Below are 14,999 nucleotides of genomic sequence, written 5' to 3' on the forward strand. Positions count from 1 at the left end.
GTCAGTCATCACCTTCAAGCCCGGTTTTTACCGGGCTTGATCGTTTCAGAGTCCCACAAAACCAGTTGATACAGGCTTGCCCCGGCGATAGCCAAGCGTAACAGGGCGTTCGACATAGTCAGCAACGGCAATCTCATCGAACTTGAGCTTACCTGCCAACAGAAAATGACCGGAACATCTCGTTCTTGAGCATCACGCAAGCTGCGATAAACCCGGGACAGCCTCTGCGCAGGCATCAGCGTCCCCGCCATGACAATCAAGCCTGCGGCGGCTGCCCATTGGATGCAGACAACCCGCCATCCACCGGCAGATTCACACCCGTCACGAAGCGCGCATCGTCACTGGCCAAAAAGGCGATGACGTCGCCCACATCTTCGGCTTCGCCCGGACGTCCCAGCGGGATGCGCTCCTTGAACTTGGCCATCAGCGCGTCATCACCCAGCATGTCTTCGGTAAGCTCGCTGCGGGTCAGTGACGGACAGACGGCATTGATACGGACGCCGTCCACGCCATGGTCCATGGCCAGCGCGCGGGTGAAGTTGGTGATTGCGCCCTTGGCCGCGTTGTAAAAGCTCATACCCCAGTCCCCGCCCAGGCCGGACACCGACGACACATTGATGATATTGCCCTTGCTGGCGATCAGCGCCGGCATGGCCGTGCGGGTGCAATAGAATACGCCGTCCAGGTCCACTGACATCAGCGCCTTCCAGTCGTCCACGCCCAGCTCGGTGACTTTGCCAGACGTCGCGACACCGGCGTTGTTGACCAACACATCAAGGCGGCCAAAGCGTTCGGCCACTTCCTTGAACAGCGCTTCCACATCAGTCAGATCGGCGACGTCGGTGGCCCTGATCAAGTGTTCTTCGCCCTCCAGCTGTGCGGCCACTTTGGCAAGTTTCTCGCGATTGCGGCCAACCAATACCACGCTCGCGCCTTCTTGAGCGAAACGCTTGGCGGTTGCTTCGCCGATCCCGGAACCTGCGCCTGTGACGACAACGACTTTTTGGGTAAACCGATTCATGTAGCAGCTCCAATCAAACAATGGGGTTACCGGGTGGACTGCCGGGGCGTCCACAGCGTTCACTCGCATTTATTTACCCCCGGTTTTGAAGCGCAAAAACCAGGTGAATCGGTAAAGCTCCACTAACCCTCGTTGACAAAGAACGGCCAGGCTGTAAATAATCACGGCGGTTGTACGACAACCTATAACGCCAACAATAAAAACAACATCGGGGTACGTTCACATGAAGACTTGCGCCTGCTCGCTTGCTCTATCGTTTATTGAAGCTTCGCCCTCGCTGCCTGCCTTGCAGCACTCGACACCCTTCCTGATTCATAGCATTCGCTGACATTCGGCGAGCGGTACTCGGCCGTCTGTCGGTCGAGGCCCTGCCTGTCGACGGGCATCACGCAATCCTCGAAGGTGTCGGCTGCTGCGCGTGCACGGCCAGAAAAGGGGACAGTTTCAATAAACAAGGGAGCACAACAATAATGAAATCTCAAATTACCCGTTCACGCATGCTGCTGGGTGTTGGCGGCATGACGCTGGTTTTCCCGATGCTTGGTATGGCCGAAGGCTTCGTGGACGACACCAAGGCCACGCTCACCCTGCGTAACGCGTACTTCAACCGCAACTTTACCAACCCGGCGTTCCCGAACAGCGCGGCGCCGCAGAACAAGGCCGAAGAGTGGACGCAAAGCTTCATTCTGGATGCCAAGTCCGGATTCACTCAGGGCGTGGTGGGTTTCGGGGTCGATGTGCTGGGCCTGTACTCGGTCAAGCTCGATGGCGGCAAAGGTACCGGCGGCACGCAGTTGCTGCCCATCCATGACGACGGGCGTCCGGCCGATGATTTCGGGCGTCTGGGCGTGGCAGGCAAGGCGCGGATTTCCAAAACCGAGCTGAAAGTCGGCGAATGGATGCCGGTGCTGCCGATCCTGAGATCCGATGACGGTCGCTCGCTGCCGCAGACCTTCCGCGGTGGTCAGGTGACGTCTAAAGAGATCGACGGCCTGACGCTGTACGGCGGGCAGTTCCGTGGCAACAGCCCGCGCAACGATGCCAGCATGGAAGACATGTCGCTGAACGGACGAGGGGCGTTTACGTCGGACCGCTTCAATTTCGGCGGTGGTGAATACGTGTTCAATGAAAAGCGCACTCAGGTGGGCGTCTGGTACTCGGAGTTGCAGGATATCTACCAGCAGCAGTTCTTCAATTTGCTGCACAGCCAGCCGATAGGCGACTGGACGCTGGGCGCCAACCTCGGTTTCTTTACCGGCAAGGAAGACGGCAACAAACTCGCGGGCGATCTGGACAACAAGACCGCCTATGCACTGCTCTCGGCCCGTTATGGCGGCAGTACGTTCTATGTCGGGCTGCAGAAGCTGACTGGCGATACGGCGTGGATGCGCGTCAACGGCACCAGCGGCGGTACGCTGGCCAACGACAGTTACAACTCCAGCTACGACAACGCCAAAGAGAAGTCCTGGCAGCTGCGCCACGACTACAACTTCGCGGTGCTTGGAGTACCCGGTCTGACCCTGATGAACCGCTATATCAGCGGCGATAACGTGCACACCGGCACCATCACAGACGGCAAGGAATGGGGGCGCGAATCCGAACTGGCCTACACCGTGCAGAGTGGCGCATTCAAGAACCTGAACGTCAAATGGCGTAACTCAACGCTGCGTCGCGATTTCAGTGCGAACGAGTTCGATGAGAATCGCGTATTCGTCAGCTATCCGATTTCTCTGCTCTGAAACCCTGTGGCGAAGTCTGGCGATCAACGCAGACTTTGCCTTTGTAACCGGCTGTGTCACGCGATCTATAAAGGCCCGATTTATACCTTGGCCGCGTTGACAATCAGCGCATGCGGTGTCGATAATTCGGCAAGTCATACGACAACAGATGACAAAAATAACAATCAGGACTTTTCTCATGGCATCGGCTCATACCACCCAAACTCCGTTCAATCGCCTCCTGCTGACAGGTGCGGCAGGTGGCCTGGGCAAAGTATTGCGCGAGACCCTGCGCCCTTACGCGAAGGTCCTGCGACTTTCCGACATCGCCGAGATGGCGCCTGCCATCGACGACAGTGAAGAAGTTCAGGTCTGCGATCTGGCCGACAAGCATGCGGTACACCGCCTGATAGAAGGCGTGGACGCGATTCTGCATTTCGGTGGGGTGTCGGTCGAGCGCCCGTTCGAGGAAATCCTCGGAGCCAATATCTGCGGCGTGTTCCACATCTATGAGGCGGCTCGTCGGCATGGCGTGAAACGCGTGGTCTTCGCCAGCTCCAATCATGTGATCGGTTTCTACAAGCAGAACGAAACCATCGACGCGCACTCCCCCCGCCGCCCGGACAGTTACTACGGCCTGTCCAAGTCCTACGGCGAAGACATGGCAAGCTTCTACTTTGATCGCTACGGCATCGAAACCGTCAGCATCCGTATTGGCTCGTCCTTCCCTGAACCTCAGAACCGCCGAATGATGAGCACCTGGCTGAGCTTTGGCGATCTGACCCAACTCATCGAGCGCTCCCTGTATGCGCCGGATGTGGGCCATACCGTGGTTTACGGCGTGTCGGACAACAAGACGGTGTGGTGGGACAACCGCTTCGCCAGCAAACTGGACTACGTGCCCAAAGACAGCTCGGAACAGTTCCGTGCCAAGGTCGACGCGCAGCCGCTACCGGCAGCCGACGATCCGGCGATGGTCTATCAGGGTGGTGCCTTCGTGGCCTCGGGGCCGTTTGGCGACCAATAAACATCGCTGCTTCCTTTCAGAAATCCGGAGACACGAATCGTCATGGATGCCGAACTGATCGTCGATGCACAAAATGCCACGGGGGAAAGCCCGGTCTGGAGCGTTCGCGACCAGGCACTGTATTGGGTGGATATCCCGGCAGGCCGCCTGTATCGCTGGACGTGCGCCGATAACACAACGCGCAGCTGGAAAGCGCCACAGATGCTCGCCTGCATTGCCGCCGACCGCCGCGGCGGCTGGATAGCCGGGATGGAAAGCGGGATATTTCATCTGCAACCCTGCGAAGACGGCAATCTGATCAGCACGCTGTTGGTCTGCGTTGAGCACGCCCGCACAGGTATGCGCTTCAACGATGGTCGGTGCGACCGGCAAGGCCGTTTCTGGGCCGGCACCATGTTGATGGACATGGCGGCAGGTGCGGTGGTTGGTGCGATGTACCGCTACAGCGCTGGCCAGAAGACCCTGGATCCGCTGCTCCAGGACTTGATTGTCCCCAACGGTCTGGCTTTCAGCCCAGATGGCAACACGATGTACCTGTCTGACTCACACCCCAACGTGCAAAAAATATGGGCCTTCGATTACGACACTGGCAGCGGCACGCCACACAGCCGTCGTTTGTTCGTGGACATGAACCATCACCTGGGCCGCCCCGACGGCGCGGCAATCGACGCCGACGGCTGTTACTGGATCTGCGGCAACGACGCCGGCCTGATCCATCGCTTCACGCCCAAGGGCAAACTCGACCGTTCACTGGCCGTGCCAGTGAAAAAACCTGCCATGTGTGCGTTTGGCGGCCCGAACCTGGACACCCTGTTCGTGACCTCCATTCGCCCCGGCGGCGACCTCAGCGACCAGCCACTCGCCGGTGGTGTATTCGCGTTGCAACCTGGCGTCAAAGGGCTGGAGGAAGCCACGTTCAAAGGCTGATTGCGCCTTCCGAAAATCCCATCGCTCGACCAAAAATAACAACATCGGAGATATCCATGGATTTCAAACGCAAGCTCCTCATCGCAGCACTTCCGCTGGCCTTCTGCATGTCGGGCATGGCCCAGGCAGAGGTCAAGATCAAGTTCGCCGAGGTCCACCCGGTAGGCTACGCGCCAGTTGTGGCCGAACAGAACATGGGCAAGAAACTCGAAGAGCAATCCAAAGGCGAGATCAGCTTCAAGATGTACGCGGGCGGCGTACTCGGCTCCGAGAAGGAGGTCGTCGAGCAAGTCCAGAGTGGCGCCGTGCAGATGACCCGCGTCAGCCTCGGCATCGTTGGCCCGGTCGTGCCAGACGTCAACGTCTTCAATCTGCCGTTCGTGTTCCGTGATCAGGCGCACATGCGCACGATCATCGACGGCGAGATCGGTCAGGAAATTCTCGACAAGATCACTAATTCGCAATTCAACATGGTCGCCCTGGCCTGGATGGATGGCGGCACCCGCAACCTGTACACGAAGAAACCGGTACGCCAGATTTCCGACCTCAAAGGCATGAAGATCCGCGTTCAGGGCAACCCGGTGTTCATCGAAACTATCAATGACATGGGCGGCAACGGCATCGCCATGGCCACTGGCGAGATATTCAGTGCCCTGCAGACCGGGGTGATTGACGGTGCCGAAAACAACCCGCCCACTTATTTCCAGCACAACCATTACCAGAACGCGAAGTTCTTCACCATTACCGAACACTTGATCCTGCCCGAGCCGATCGTGATGTCGAAAACCACGTGGGACAAGCTCAACCCAGACCAACAGGTACTGGTGAAGAAGCTCGCGCGTGAAGCGCAGATGGAAGAGCGCGTGTTGTGGGACAAGTCGTCAGCCGACGCCGAGACCAAACTCAAGGCCGCAGGCGTGGAGTTCATTACCCTGACGCCGGAGCAGAAGAAAGCCTTCTATGACGCGACCCAGCCGGTACGCGACAAATTCGGCGCCCCCTACAAGGATCTGATCAGCCGCATCGAAGCGGTCCAGACCAATCCGGCCCTGGCTGCGAATAACGCCCAAACGGCCCAATAAGCCTGTCCGATCAAGCTGCGGGAACGAGCACGCGCTCGTTCGCCGCCGCTGTGGTGAGCCTCTATGAAAAGTAATCTGTTGCGCATCAACGACACGATCTATCGCGTCTGTATCGGCATTGCGGGTCTGTCGGTACTGATCATGACACTGATCATTCCCTGGGGCATCTTTGCCCGCTACATCCTCGGCAGTGGTTCCAGTTGGCCGGAACCCACCGCCATTCTGCTGATGGTGGTGTTCACCTTCTTCGGCGCAGCAGCCAGCTACCGTGCCGGCGCGCACATGGCCGTCTCGATGGCCGTGGACCGCATGCCACAGCAGGTACGCCGCATTGCTGCCGTGGTGGTGCAGGTTTTGATGGCGATCGTGGCCCTGTTCATGATCTTCAAGGGTTTCAAGTTGTGCGCCACCACCTGGAATCAGTTCGTCGGCGAGCTGCCGTTTCTGCGCGTGGGCATCTCTTACCTGCCGATTCCCATCGGCGGCATCGTGACCCTGATTTTCGTGCTGGAACGGCTGTTTCTGGGTGACCAGAGTCATCGCGCAGTGATGCGCTTCGACGTCATTGAAGAAAGCGAAGGTGCCGCATAAATGGACGCTTTTATACTGTTGGGCAGCTTCATCGCACTGATCCTGATCGGCATGCCGGTGGCTTACGCGCTGGGCCTTTCAGCCTTGATCGGCGCCTGGTGGATCGATATTCCAGCCGATGCGCTGATGATCCAGATTGCTGGCGGCGTGAATAAATTCTCGTTGCTGGCGATTCCGTTCTTTGTACTCGCCGGGGCGATCATGGCCGAAGGCGGAATGTCCCGGCGGCTGGTTGCATTTGCCGCAGTGCTGGTGGGCTTCGTGCGCGGCGGGCTGTCACTGGTCAATATCGTGGCCTCGACGTTCTTTGGCGCGATCTCGGGCTCGTCAGTGGCCGATACCGCGTCGGTCGGCTCGGTGCTGATCCCGGAAATGGAGCGTAATGGCTACCCTCGCGACTTCTCGACGGCGGTCACCGTCAGTGGCTCGGTTCAAGCGTTGTTGACGCCGCCCAGCCACAACTCGGTGTTGTACTCGCTGGCAGCAGGCGGCACGGTATCGATCGCTTCGCTGTTCATGGCGGGTATCCTGCCGGGCCTGCTGCTCAGCGCCGTGATGATGGGCCTGTGCATGATCTTCGCGCGCAAGCGTAACTACCCCAAGGGCGAAGTAGTGCCGTTGCGTCAGGCGCTGAAAATTGCCGGTGAAGCACTTTGGGGCATGATGGCTATGGTCATCATCCTCGGCGGTATCCTGTCGGGTATCTTCACCGCCACCGAGTCGGCCGCAATTGCCGTACTGTGGGCGTTCTTCGTCACCATGTTCATCTACCGCGACTACAAATGGCGCGACCTGCCCAAGCTGATGCACCGGGCGGCACGCACCATTTCCATCGTGATGATCCTGATCGGTTTCGCCGCCAGCTTCGGTTACATCCTGACGCTGATGGAAATCCCGATGAAGATCACGACAGCGTTCCTGACCCTGTCGGATAACCGTTACGTGATCCTGATGTGCATCAACGTCATGTTGCTGCTGCTGGGCACTGTGATGGACATGGCGCCGCTGATTCTGATCCTGACCCCGATTCTGCTGCCGGTCATCGTCGGTGTCGGTATCGACCCGGTGCATTTCGGCATGATCATGCTGGTCAATCTGGGGATCGGACTGATCACACCGCCGGTGGGCGCGGTGCTGTTCGTGGGTGCTGCAGTGGGTAAGGTCACCATCGAAGCCACAGTGAAAGCGCTGGTGCCCTTCTACATTGCCCTGTTCCTGGTGCTGATGCTGGTGACCTACGTTCCGGCCATCTCGCTGTGGCTGCCGAGCGTCGTGCTCTGAAGCCTGTCGCTGCCATACCTCCGGAGCCCTGCAAAGGGCTCCGGTGCGCAACGTCTGTTGTCCAGCCAAGGAGGCTGGTTGCGTATGCCCACCCCTGCCCTGTTTCCCCGTCACATTGCCGTGCTGATCCTCGCGCTGCTGGCCTGCTCGTTTGCCGGCAATCATATTGCAGCGCGTATCGCTTTCGACCACGACACCGGCCTGCTGCTGGCCATCCTTTGTCGCTCTGGCGTGACATTGCTGGTCCTGACCAGCCTGGTGCTGTGGCAACGTGAAAAAATTAGCCTGCCGGCCAGCACCTGGCGCTGGCAACTGCTGCTCGGGTTGCTGATCGCAACCCAGAGTTTTTGTATCTACTCGGCGGTGGCGCGCATTCCGGTGGCCCTGGCGCTGCTGGTGGTCAATGTCTCGCCGATTCTGCTGGCGTTGCTGAGCTGGGCACTGGGCGGTACCAGGCCTACGCGGCGTGCAGCAGGCCTGATGGGGCTGATTCTGTTTGGCTTGACGCTGGCGCTGGACGTGCCACAGCGCTTGTCAAACCCGGGCAGCAGCGAGCCGCAATGGCTGGAGGGCATCGCTTACGCGTCTACCGCCGCGGTGGTGTTCGCGTTTGCGCTGTGGATTACCGATAACAAACTGTCGAGCATGCGCGGCAGCGTACGCAGCATGCTGACCATGGCCGTGGTGTTTGTGGTCGCCGCCGTTGCAGGCAGCAGCGGCGTGTTGCCCGGCGGCGTGGATCTGCCGACGAGTCAGGTCGGCTGGACCGCACTGACCAGTCTGGTGCTGCTTTACGGGCTGGGCTTTTCGCTGCTGTTCATCTGCATGGCGCGTCTGGACATCAGCCGCAATGCCCCGGTGATGAACATCGAACCGGTGGCGAGCCTGTTGTTTGGCTGGCTGATTCTGGACCAGTTGCTCAGCGGCGGCCAGGTCATCGGCGGGCTGATCGTCGTCAGTGGCATTGTCCTGCTCACCTGGCGCCGCGCCACCCCGCCGCCTCAAACCTCCACCAAGGTGTTGCATCATGCCCGTGAACATTCTGACCCTTGAAGATGGCGTGACCCGCCTCAGCGTGGCCCCTGAAATCGGCGGCAGTGTCGTCAACTGGAGCGTATTGGCAAGCGGCCAGCCCTTGCTGCGTTCAAGCAACGACGATGCACTGGCGGCCTGCACGCCGCGTCGACTGGCCTGCTACCCGCTGGCGCCCTGGTCGAACCGGATTGGCAACGGCGGGTTCGACACGCCAGACGGCTGGCTGGCGTTGACACCCAACAGCGCCAACGACCCGCTGCCGATTCATGGCAGTGCCTGGCAGCAAGCCTGGACGGTCGTCGAGCAGACGCCACGGCAAGTCTGCCTGCAACTCGACAGTCTGATCCCCTTTGCCTATCGCGCTGAACTGCGCTACACCCTGCACGACGGCCAACTGAGCATCGAACTGACCACTACTCACTTGGACAATCGCGCCGCCTGGCATGGGCTGGGCTTGCACCCTTATTTGCCTCGCACAGCCCATACGCGCCTACAGACCAACGCCGCACAGGTCTGGCTGTGCGACGAAAGCGGATTGCCCACCGCCTTGCAGGACCTTCCCCCCGAATGGGACTTCCAGCACAGCCGCGCCTTGCCCGACACGCGCCTCGACAATGGCTTCACCGGCTGGGATGGCCGCAGCATCATCAGCCAACCGGACCTGGGCTATGAACTGCATTGCCAGGCCACCGACAGCGACTACTTTCTGGTCTTTTGCCCGCCGGGGCTGGATTTCTTCTGTTTCGAGCCGGTCAGCCACCCGGTCAACGCCCATCACTTGCCAGGCCATCCGGGATTGAAGCTGCTGCGGCATGGAGAGTCGATGCGGCTGGGGGTCAGTCTGACCTACAAGGCTTCCAGCACAGTGCAATGTGAAACATCACGGAAAAATGACTGTTGATCCACTCATCGCATCCTGTGATCCATCCCCTCTCCATCTTCGTAACATCTATGACCCGCGAACCAATACCAGACAATGGTGATCAGAAGGTGGATCATGAGTATTACTGCCAGTCTCAGGACCTTCTGTCACTTGTCCAACCCGCACAGCGATTCGCCGATAACCCGACTTTGGATCGAAGAAGTCGCCGCCGTGGCCCGCAAGAGGGACCGCGACAGCTTCATGCGCATCTACGATCACTTCGCTCCGCGTTTGCTGCGTTATTTGACGGGGTTGAATGTGCCCGAAGGGCAGGCTGAAGAGCTGGTGCAGGAGGTGCTGCTGAAACTGTGGCACAAGGCCGAGTCATTCGACCCGAGCAAAGCCAGCCTGGGGACCTGGCTGTTCCGTATAGCGCGCAATATGTACATCGACAGCGTGCGCAAGGATCGTGGCTGGGTGCAGGTACAAAATTCGCTAGAGCAACTCGAGCGTCTGGAGGCCCCGGTCGACAGAACGCTCGATTACAGCCAGCGACAAGAACATCAATTGAACGCTGCCATCCAGAACCTGCCCACCGATCAGGCCAAAGTGTTGCGAATGTCTTATTTCGAAGCGCTCAGCCACCGGGAAATTTCCGAACGCTTGAATATGCCGCTGGGCACGGTGAAGTCGTGCTTGCGTCTGGCCTTTCAAAAGCTGCGTTCAGGGATGGAGGAGTCATGATGGGCCCATTGCATCATCCGGATGACGCGACGCTGATCAGCTATGCATCAGGGGCGCTGTCGCAGGTCATCTCTCTGGTCACCGCCGCGCATCTGGAGCGCTGCGCCGAATGCAGAGCGCGGCTCAGGCAGGCAGAGCAGATCGGCGGCGCATTGATGCAGCGCAACACCAGTACGGTGGTACCGCTCAAAGGTCGCTCGGCGATGCTGGCGCGTCTGGATGAACAGGTCATGAACGCTGAACCGTCAATGCATTCAATGCCTGCGGCCAACCAGGACCCGGACCTGCTGCCGACCTGCATGCAGGCGCATTTTGGCCGCCACCTGAGCGAGTTGAAATGGAAGACCCTGATCCCCGGCGTGCAGCGCGTACGCGCCAAAGGCATCGAGCACGGTAACCTCATTTTGCTGAAAATCGCACCGGGCGTCAGCATGCCGGTTCACAGCCATGAAAGCGGCGAAATGACCATGGTTCTCAAGGGTGCTTATCACGACGTGCAGGGAGAATTCGGACTGGGAGATGTGGCCGATCTGGACAGCCATATCCAGCACCAGCCGATTGCCTACCCGGACCGGGAATGCATCTGCGTGCTGGCCGCCGAATCAAAGCTGCGCTTTCATGGGCTGCTGGCGAGGATGATGCAGCCGTTTTTCGGGATTTGAAAAACGGCCACTGCCACGGCTTTCAGCGCTGAATACTGACACCCAGCGAAGCCAGTGCATCCCAGTAACCGGGATAGGTCTTGCCGACGCAATCGGGGTCCTGGATGCGGATGCCTTTGATCTTCAGGCCCGCCAGCGCAAAGCACATGGCGATACGGTGGTCGGCGTGGGTGTCGATCAACGCATCGACCGTGGTGCCTGCGAGCGCCGGGTTGGCATTGACCACCAGGTCATCGCCCTCCTCGACTGCCAGACCGGGTGCGATAGCGCACAGGCCTTGAGACAGGGCCGAAATCCGGTCGCACTCCTTGACCCGCAGATTGGCGATCCCGACAAAGCGTACTGGCTGGCGATTGAACGCAGCGAGCACCGCCAGCGTCGGAATCGCATCCTGCATTTGCGAGCCGTCGATGACGGCAGGCATGTTCGGGAAGCTATCGATGATCTGGCTGGCCAGGGCATCCGGCTGGGTGAAGGCGTCACTCGCCACGCCGAGGTCGATAGTGCCCCCGGTCAAAGCCTGTGCGGCCCACAGATAAGTCGCTGCCGAAGCGTCAGGCTCGATGTGGAAATCGGTCGCGCGATAGCCGGTGGCCGATACTTTCCAGGCTGAGTCACCGATAGCCTGAACCTCTGCGCCGAAGGCCTGCATGGCTGCGAGGGTCAGGTCGACGTAACCGCGTGCGCCGATTTCGCTGCCGGTCAGGGCCACTTCGACAGGCCCCTTGCCGCAGGCTCCGGCCATCAGCAGCGCCGACACGTACTGACTGGACAGGTTGCCGTCGATCTCGATGCGGCCTGCCTCCAGACCACCCTTGCCCTTGATCGCCACCGGCGGGCAACCCGTCGGCGCACTGACGTCCACACCCATGCGCTGCAAGGCATCGACCAGCGGGCCGATCGGGCGCTTGCGCATGTACTCGTCGCCATCGACTACGAAGTTGCCTTCGAAATTGGCCAGCGCGGCCGTCAGAAAACGCGTCGCGGTCCCGGCATTCCCCAGGAACAGCGCTTGCTGTGGCGCCTGCCAGTGACCGCTGCTGGTCACAACGAAGGTGCTGTCATCCGGCTCATCGACCTGCACGCCCATCAGACGCAGGGCTTCGGACATCACGCGGGTGTCGTCGCTCTTCAGCGCGCCGGTCAGGCGACTGGTGCCTTTGGCCAGACCCGCCAGCAGCAAAGCACGGTTGGTGATCGACTTGGAGCCCGGCGGGCTGACGCGCCCGACCAGCGGGCGCTCGACAGGCAAAACAGTGAGGGTGGCTTGAGATCGCATGATGTCCCTGAGCGTCAGCGGAAAAATCGCGATCCTAGCACGAGGACGATCAAGCCCGCAGGGCGGTTTTGCCGGATGGCCATGACTCCAGGCCGATCACTTTTGCGCGGTGCCGGACAGTTTCTGCAGCTTGTCGTTGGCCGTCAGCAATTGATTGCGGTTGGCCGCCACATCGGTCACGTCGTAAATCACCAGGCACACATGGCTGATCGCGCCCGTGGTGGAACGCAGCGGGAACAGTGTGGTGTTCTGGTACATGAACTCCTCCTGCCCGGTGATCGGCTGGTAATTCTTGAAGCGCACCAGGTACGGCCGCTGCTCCCAAATGGTGAACGCGGGCGTGCCGAGGGTCACGACGTTATCGATTTTCTTGCTGAACCACTTCGCGTTGACCTCGGGAAAAATCTCGAAAAAGGTCTTGTCGATGGCCACGTAGGGCACCACACCAGAGCGATTTTCCATGAAGGTGTTCCAGACCGTTACCCGATAATTCAGGTCCAGCACCACAATGCCTACGTCAATGTTCTGCGTGACGGCAAGCAACCAATGAAGCTCGTTGATTTCGATAGCGTTGCTCATGGGTCAGCTCATCATGTAGGCGAGTTTTTTGGTAAGCAGCTCGACCGAATCTTCGGTGAACAGCATCAGCAGATCGAAATGCAGATTGTGGCCTTCCACGCTGTAACTGATTTCGACCGCCAGGGTCTTTTTCCAGCGTTGCTGATTGATGCGGATCAGCTCATCGATTCCGCCCTGAGCGCCCAGCAACTGCGGGTGGCCTTGCGAAAATGCGATGTCGATCTGCTCGGCAATACCGCTCAGGCAGGCACCGATCAGGATGGTAGACAGGTCGAGCAGCATCTCCATGTCGGAACTGTCGGAGTGATCGCCGCCCATCAGTTGCGAGATGCCGGAAATATCCGAATCATGAAAAATCAGCAGCGCTTCACCAGAAATACCGCCACCGATGTAGCCCTGACACACTGCCGTCAAACGCTGATCACTGTGCGCATCGGCCAGTGCCATGTGCAATTCGCCGACTTCGAGCATGTTCACGTTGGGTACCGGCAGCTGTACGAACACCCCCAACACCTTGGCCAGCAATGCTGCCGCACGGCCCATGGCAACGTTGATGGTCTCGCGGAAGGCATCCTGAAAGCTGATCACCCCGCCGGTGTTGTTCAGCGCGGGCAACGCAACCGGCGCAGCCGCAGGCTTGCCCAGCAGGCCGAGCCGCTCCAGCGTGCTTTTGAGCTCGTCCGGGTCGGCAGGTTTTTTCAGGAACGCCAGCGCCCCCAGCTCCATGACCCGGCGCACCGCTTCGTCCTGCACGTCGCCGGACACGACAATCACCTTGGCGTCCAGGTTCTCGGCGCGAATCGCCGCGAGCGTCTGGTAGCCGTCCATCACTGGCATGGTCAGGTCGAGCAGCACGACCTGTCCCTGCCCTTTGCGTATGGCCTCCATACCTTCCTGGCCTTGGGTAGCCAGGGTGACCGACACATCCCAGTCTTCGGGCAAGGCACGCAACAGCTGCTTGCGCGCCATATTCGAGTCGTCACATATCAACAGCGCAAGCGTGGACATCGTGTGGTTCTCACTGCAGAAAAATCAGGCCGATGGTGGCGGACAACACATATACGTTCGACTGCACGCTCGACTGGCCTGAGCCTATAACGCTCGATCGGTAACATTCAAACTAAACCTATAGCCTAAATCGGCGATCTTTGAAGTTTCTGTAATTTAAGTCGATATCTGTTGCTGCAGATCACTACCGCTGCCGATCAAACAGGCCTACTATCAAGTGATAGCTTTAATAGCAATCACTCGATAGATTTACCGTTCAATAGCGAGGAGCCTCATGTCTTTGCCCATCAGCGACTACCATCCAGCCCTGCCCCGGCAAGACGATTTCTGGCAGCACCTGGGCATCCCGGCACGTGGCACCCGCCTGCACACCGCATTGCACAGCGGTTTGCCCTATGAAGTATTCGAGCGCCTGGCGAACTACACCGACCTGAACCGCTCGACGCTCGCCGAACATCTGGGCATCGCCCCGGCAACCTTGCAGCGGCGTCTCAAGGTGCGGCGTTTCAATGCCGAAGAAAGTGATCGCCTGTTTCGTCTGGCAGCTGTCTACAAGGCAGCACTGGATCTGTTCGAAGATGACACCGAAGCCACGCGCCAATGGCTGGCGAATCCTGTCCACGGGCTGGGCAATCGCAAGCCGCTGGAGATGCTTGCCACCTCGGCTGAAGCCCAGGCAGTGCTCGACCTGATCGGTCGGCTGGAGCATGGAGTGGTGGCGTGATTGCAGTCTATCGTCTGGTAAAGCGCAAATGGCTGGCGCAAGCGTTCGACGGCGAAGGCGCCAAACTCTATGGCGGACGCTGGAACAGCAAGGGCACTGCTTGTATCTATTGCGCCGGCAGCGAATCGCTGGCGTTGTTGGAAATACTGGTGCACCTTAACAACGCCAGTGTAGCCCGCCATTACACGATGCTTGAACTGCAGATCGCCGAAGAGCTGATCCTCAATGCGCGCCCCGATACTCTGCCACACGACTGGCGCGAAGAACCTGCACCACACGCCACCGCCTCGTTCGGCGACGCTTGGCTGGCATCGGGTCAAAGTCTGGCACTGGCCGTACCCAGCGTCATAATTCCGCGCGAATGCAACTACCTCCTCAATGTCCAGCATCCTGAATTCAGGACCGTTGTAGCAGCGGCAAGAGCGCTGGAGTTTGATGTAGACCCGCGCTTGAAGTGAG

16 protein-coding genes are annotated in these 14,999 nt (G+C 59.4%); 12 read left to right on the forward strand and 4 right to left on the reverse strand.

Annotated elements, in window-relative coordinates; translation table 11 throughout:
• Window positions 1–256: 256 nt before the first annotated feature.
• A complete protein-coding gene (locus N018_RS20680) occupies window positions 257–1,021 on the reverse strand; it encodes an SDR family NAD(P)-dependent oxidoreductase (RefSeq protein ID WP_024645489.1) in 765 nt (254 codons plus the stop codon).
• 470 nt (window positions 1,022–1,491) lie between these two features.
• Here N018_RS20680 and N018_RS20685 point away from each other — a divergent pair, with 470 nt between their 5' ends.
• From N018_RS20685 to N018_RS20730, 10 genes are all read left to right on the forward strand, one after another.
• Window positions 1,492–2,760, forward strand: a complete 1,269-nt coding sequence (locus tag N018_RS20685; RefSeq protein ID WP_025390621.1) for an OprD family porin — start codon at window positions 1,492–1,494, stop codon at window positions 2,758–2,760.
• 178 nt (window positions 2,761–2,938) lie between these two features.
• The gene (locus N018_RS20690) at window positions 2,939–3,766 is read left to right on the forward strand and encodes an NAD-dependent epimerase/dehydratase family protein (protein WP_025390622.1); all 828 of its coding nucleotides are present in this window, start codon (window positions 2,939–2,941) and stop codon (window positions 3,764–3,766) included.
• Window positions 3,767–3,808: 42 nt separating this feature from the next.
• Window positions 3,809–4,693, forward strand: a complete 885-nt coding sequence (locus tag N018_RS20695) for a glucurono-1,5-lactonase (protein WP_025390623.1) — start codon at window positions 3,809–3,811, stop codon at window positions 4,691–4,693.
• A gap of 56 nt (window positions 4,694–4,749) precedes the next feature.
• Window positions 4,750–5,775 carry a TRAP transporter substrate-binding protein gene (locus N018_RS20700; protein WP_025390624.1) on the forward strand — a complete coding sequence of 342 codons (1,026 nt, stop codon included), beginning with the start codon at window positions 4,750–4,752 and terminating at the stop codon, window positions 5,773–5,775.
• Window positions 5,776–5,838: 63 nt separating this feature from the next.
• Window positions 5,839–6,366 carry a TRAP transporter small permease gene (locus tag N018_RS20705; protein WP_025390625.1) on the forward strand — a complete coding sequence of 176 codons (528 nt, stop codon included), beginning with the start codon at window positions 5,839–5,841 and terminating at the stop codon, window positions 6,364–6,366.
• Entirely contained in the window at window positions 6,367–7,647 is a 1,281-nt protein-coding gene (locus N018_RS20710; protein ID WP_025390626.1) for a TRAP transporter large permease, read from the forward strand.
• 84 nt (window positions 7,648–7,731) lie between these two features.
• Window positions 7,732–8,700: an EamA family transporter gene (locus N018_RS20715; protein ID WP_025390627.1), complete on the forward strand. Its 969-nt coding sequence runs from the start codon at window positions 7,732–7,734 to the stop codon at window positions 8,698–8,700.
• On the forward strand, window positions 8,675–9,583 hold the full coding sequence (locus N018_RS20720; protein WP_025390628.1) for an aldose 1-epimerase: 909 nt from the start codon (window positions 8,675–8,677) through the stop codon (window positions 9,581–9,583). The genes N018_RS20715 and N018_RS20720 overlap by 26 nt, the downstream gene beginning before the upstream one ends.
• 192 nt (window positions 9,584–9,775) lie before the next feature.
• Window positions 9,776–10,288, forward strand: a complete 513-nt coding sequence (locus N018_RS20725) for a sigma-70 family RNA polymerase sigma factor (protein ID WP_024644876.1) — start codon at window positions 9,776–9,778, stop codon at window positions 10,286–10,288.
• Window positions 10,288–10,950 (forward strand): ChrR family anti-sigma-E factor, encoded by a 663-nt coding sequence (locus tag N018_RS20730; RefSeq protein WP_025390629.1) that lies wholly within the window; start codon window positions 10,288–10,290, stop codon window positions 10,948–10,950. Before N018_RS20725 ends, N018_RS20730 begins: the two co-directional genes overlap by 1 nt.
• Before the next feature lie 22 nt (window positions 10,951–10,972).
• On the opposite strand, the gene aroA is transcribed toward N018_RS20730, so the two are convergent.
• From aroA to N018_RS20745, 3 genes are all read right to left on the reverse strand, one after another.
• Complete coding sequence (aroA, locus tag N018_RS20735; protein WP_024644874.1) at window positions 10,973–12,229, reverse strand: 3-phosphoshikimate 1-carboxyvinyltransferase; 1,257 nt, start codon at window positions 12,227–12,229, stop codon at window positions 10,973–10,975.
• A gap of 96 nt (window positions 12,230–12,325) precedes the next feature.
• Window positions 12,326–12,808, reverse strand: a complete 483-nt coding sequence (locus N018_RS20740; RefSeq protein WP_025390630.1) for a PAS domain-containing protein — start codon at window positions 12,806–12,808, stop codon at window positions 12,326–12,328.
• Between the two features lie 3 nt (window positions 12,809–12,811).
• Window positions 12,812–13,816: a response regulator gene (locus N018_RS20745; RefSeq protein ID WP_025390631.1), complete on the reverse strand. Its 1,005-nt coding sequence runs from the start codon at window positions 13,814–13,816 to the stop codon at window positions 12,812–12,814.
• Window positions 13,817–14,090: 274 nt separating this feature from the next.
• On the opposite strand from N018_RS20745, the gene N018_RS20750 reads away from it, so the two are divergent.
• A complete protein-coding gene (locus tag N018_RS20750) occupies window positions 14,091–14,540 on the forward strand; it encodes a DUF2384 domain-containing protein (RefSeq protein ID WP_024644871.1) in 450 nt (149 codons plus the stop codon).
• Entirely contained in the window at window positions 14,537–14,998 is a 462-nt protein-coding gene (locus tag N018_RS20755; RefSeq protein ID WP_025390632.1) for an RES family NAD+ phosphorylase, read from the forward strand. The genes N018_RS20750 and N018_RS20755 overlap by 4 nt, the downstream gene beginning before the upstream one ends.
• Window position 14,999 lies beyond the last annotated feature (1 nt).

Origin of the sequence: Pseudomonas syringae CC1557 (genome assembly GCF_000452705.1) — a bacterium.
Classification (GTDB): Bacteria; Pseudomonadota; Gammaproteobacteria; order Pseudomonadales; family Pseudomonadaceae; genus Aquipseudomonas; species Aquipseudomonas syringae_F.

Bases quoted from the DNA above. Each gene is read 5' to 3' on its own strand.
- N018_RS20700 (WP_025390624.1), top strand. From the start codon at position 4,750: ATGGATTTCAAACGCAAGCTCCTCATCGCAGCACTTCCGCTGGCCTTC.
- N018_RS20710 (WP_025390626.1), top strand. From the start codon at position 6,367: ATGGACGCTTTTATACTGTTGGGCAGCTTCATCGCACTGATCCTGATC.
- N018_RS20715 (WP_025390627.1), top strand. From the start codon at position 7,732: ATGCCCACCCCTGCCCTGTTTCCCCGTCACATTGCCGTGCTGATCCTC.
- aroA (WP_024644874.1), bottom strand. From the start codon at position 12,229: ATGCGATCTCAAGCCACCCTCACTGTTTTGCCTGTCGAGCGCCCGCTG.
- N018_RS20705 (WP_025390625.1), top strand. From the start codon at position 5,839: ATGAAAAGTAATCTGTTGCGCATCAACGACACGATCTATCGCGTCTGT.
- N018_RS20695 (WP_025390623.1), top strand. From the start codon at position 3,809: ATGGATGCCGAACTGATCGTCGATGCACAAAATGCCACGGGGGAAAGC.
- N018_RS20750 (WP_024644871.1), top strand. From the start codon at position 14,091: ATGTCTTTGCCCATCAGCGACTACCATCCAGCCCTGCCCCGGCAAGAC.
- N018_RS20680 (WP_024645489.1), bottom strand. From the start codon at position 1,021: ATGAATCGGTTTACCCAAAAAGTCGTTGTCGTCACAGGCGCAGGTTCC.
- N018_RS20690 (WP_025390622.1), top strand. From the start codon at position 2,939: ATGGCATCGGCTCATACCACCCAAACTCCGTTCAATCGCCTCCTGCTG.
- N018_RS20730 (WP_025390629.1), top strand. From the start codon at position 10,288: ATGGGCCCATTGCATCATCCGGATGACGCGACGCTGATCAGCTATGCA.
- N018_RS20745 (WP_025390631.1), bottom strand. From the start codon at position 13,816: ATGTCCACGCTTGCGCTGTTGATATGTGACGACTCGAATATGGCGCGC.
- N018_RS20685 (WP_025390621.1), top strand. From the start codon at position 1,492: ATGAAATCTCAAATTACCCGTTCACGCATGCTGCTGGGTGTTGGCGGC.
- N018_RS20720 (WP_025390628.1), top strand. From the start codon at position 8,675: ATGCCCGTGAACATTCTGACCCTTGAAGATGGCGTGACCCGCCTCAGC.
- N018_RS20740 (WP_025390630.1), bottom strand. From the start codon at position 12,808: ATGAGCAACGCTATCGAAATCAACGAGCTTCATTGGTTGCTTGCCGTC.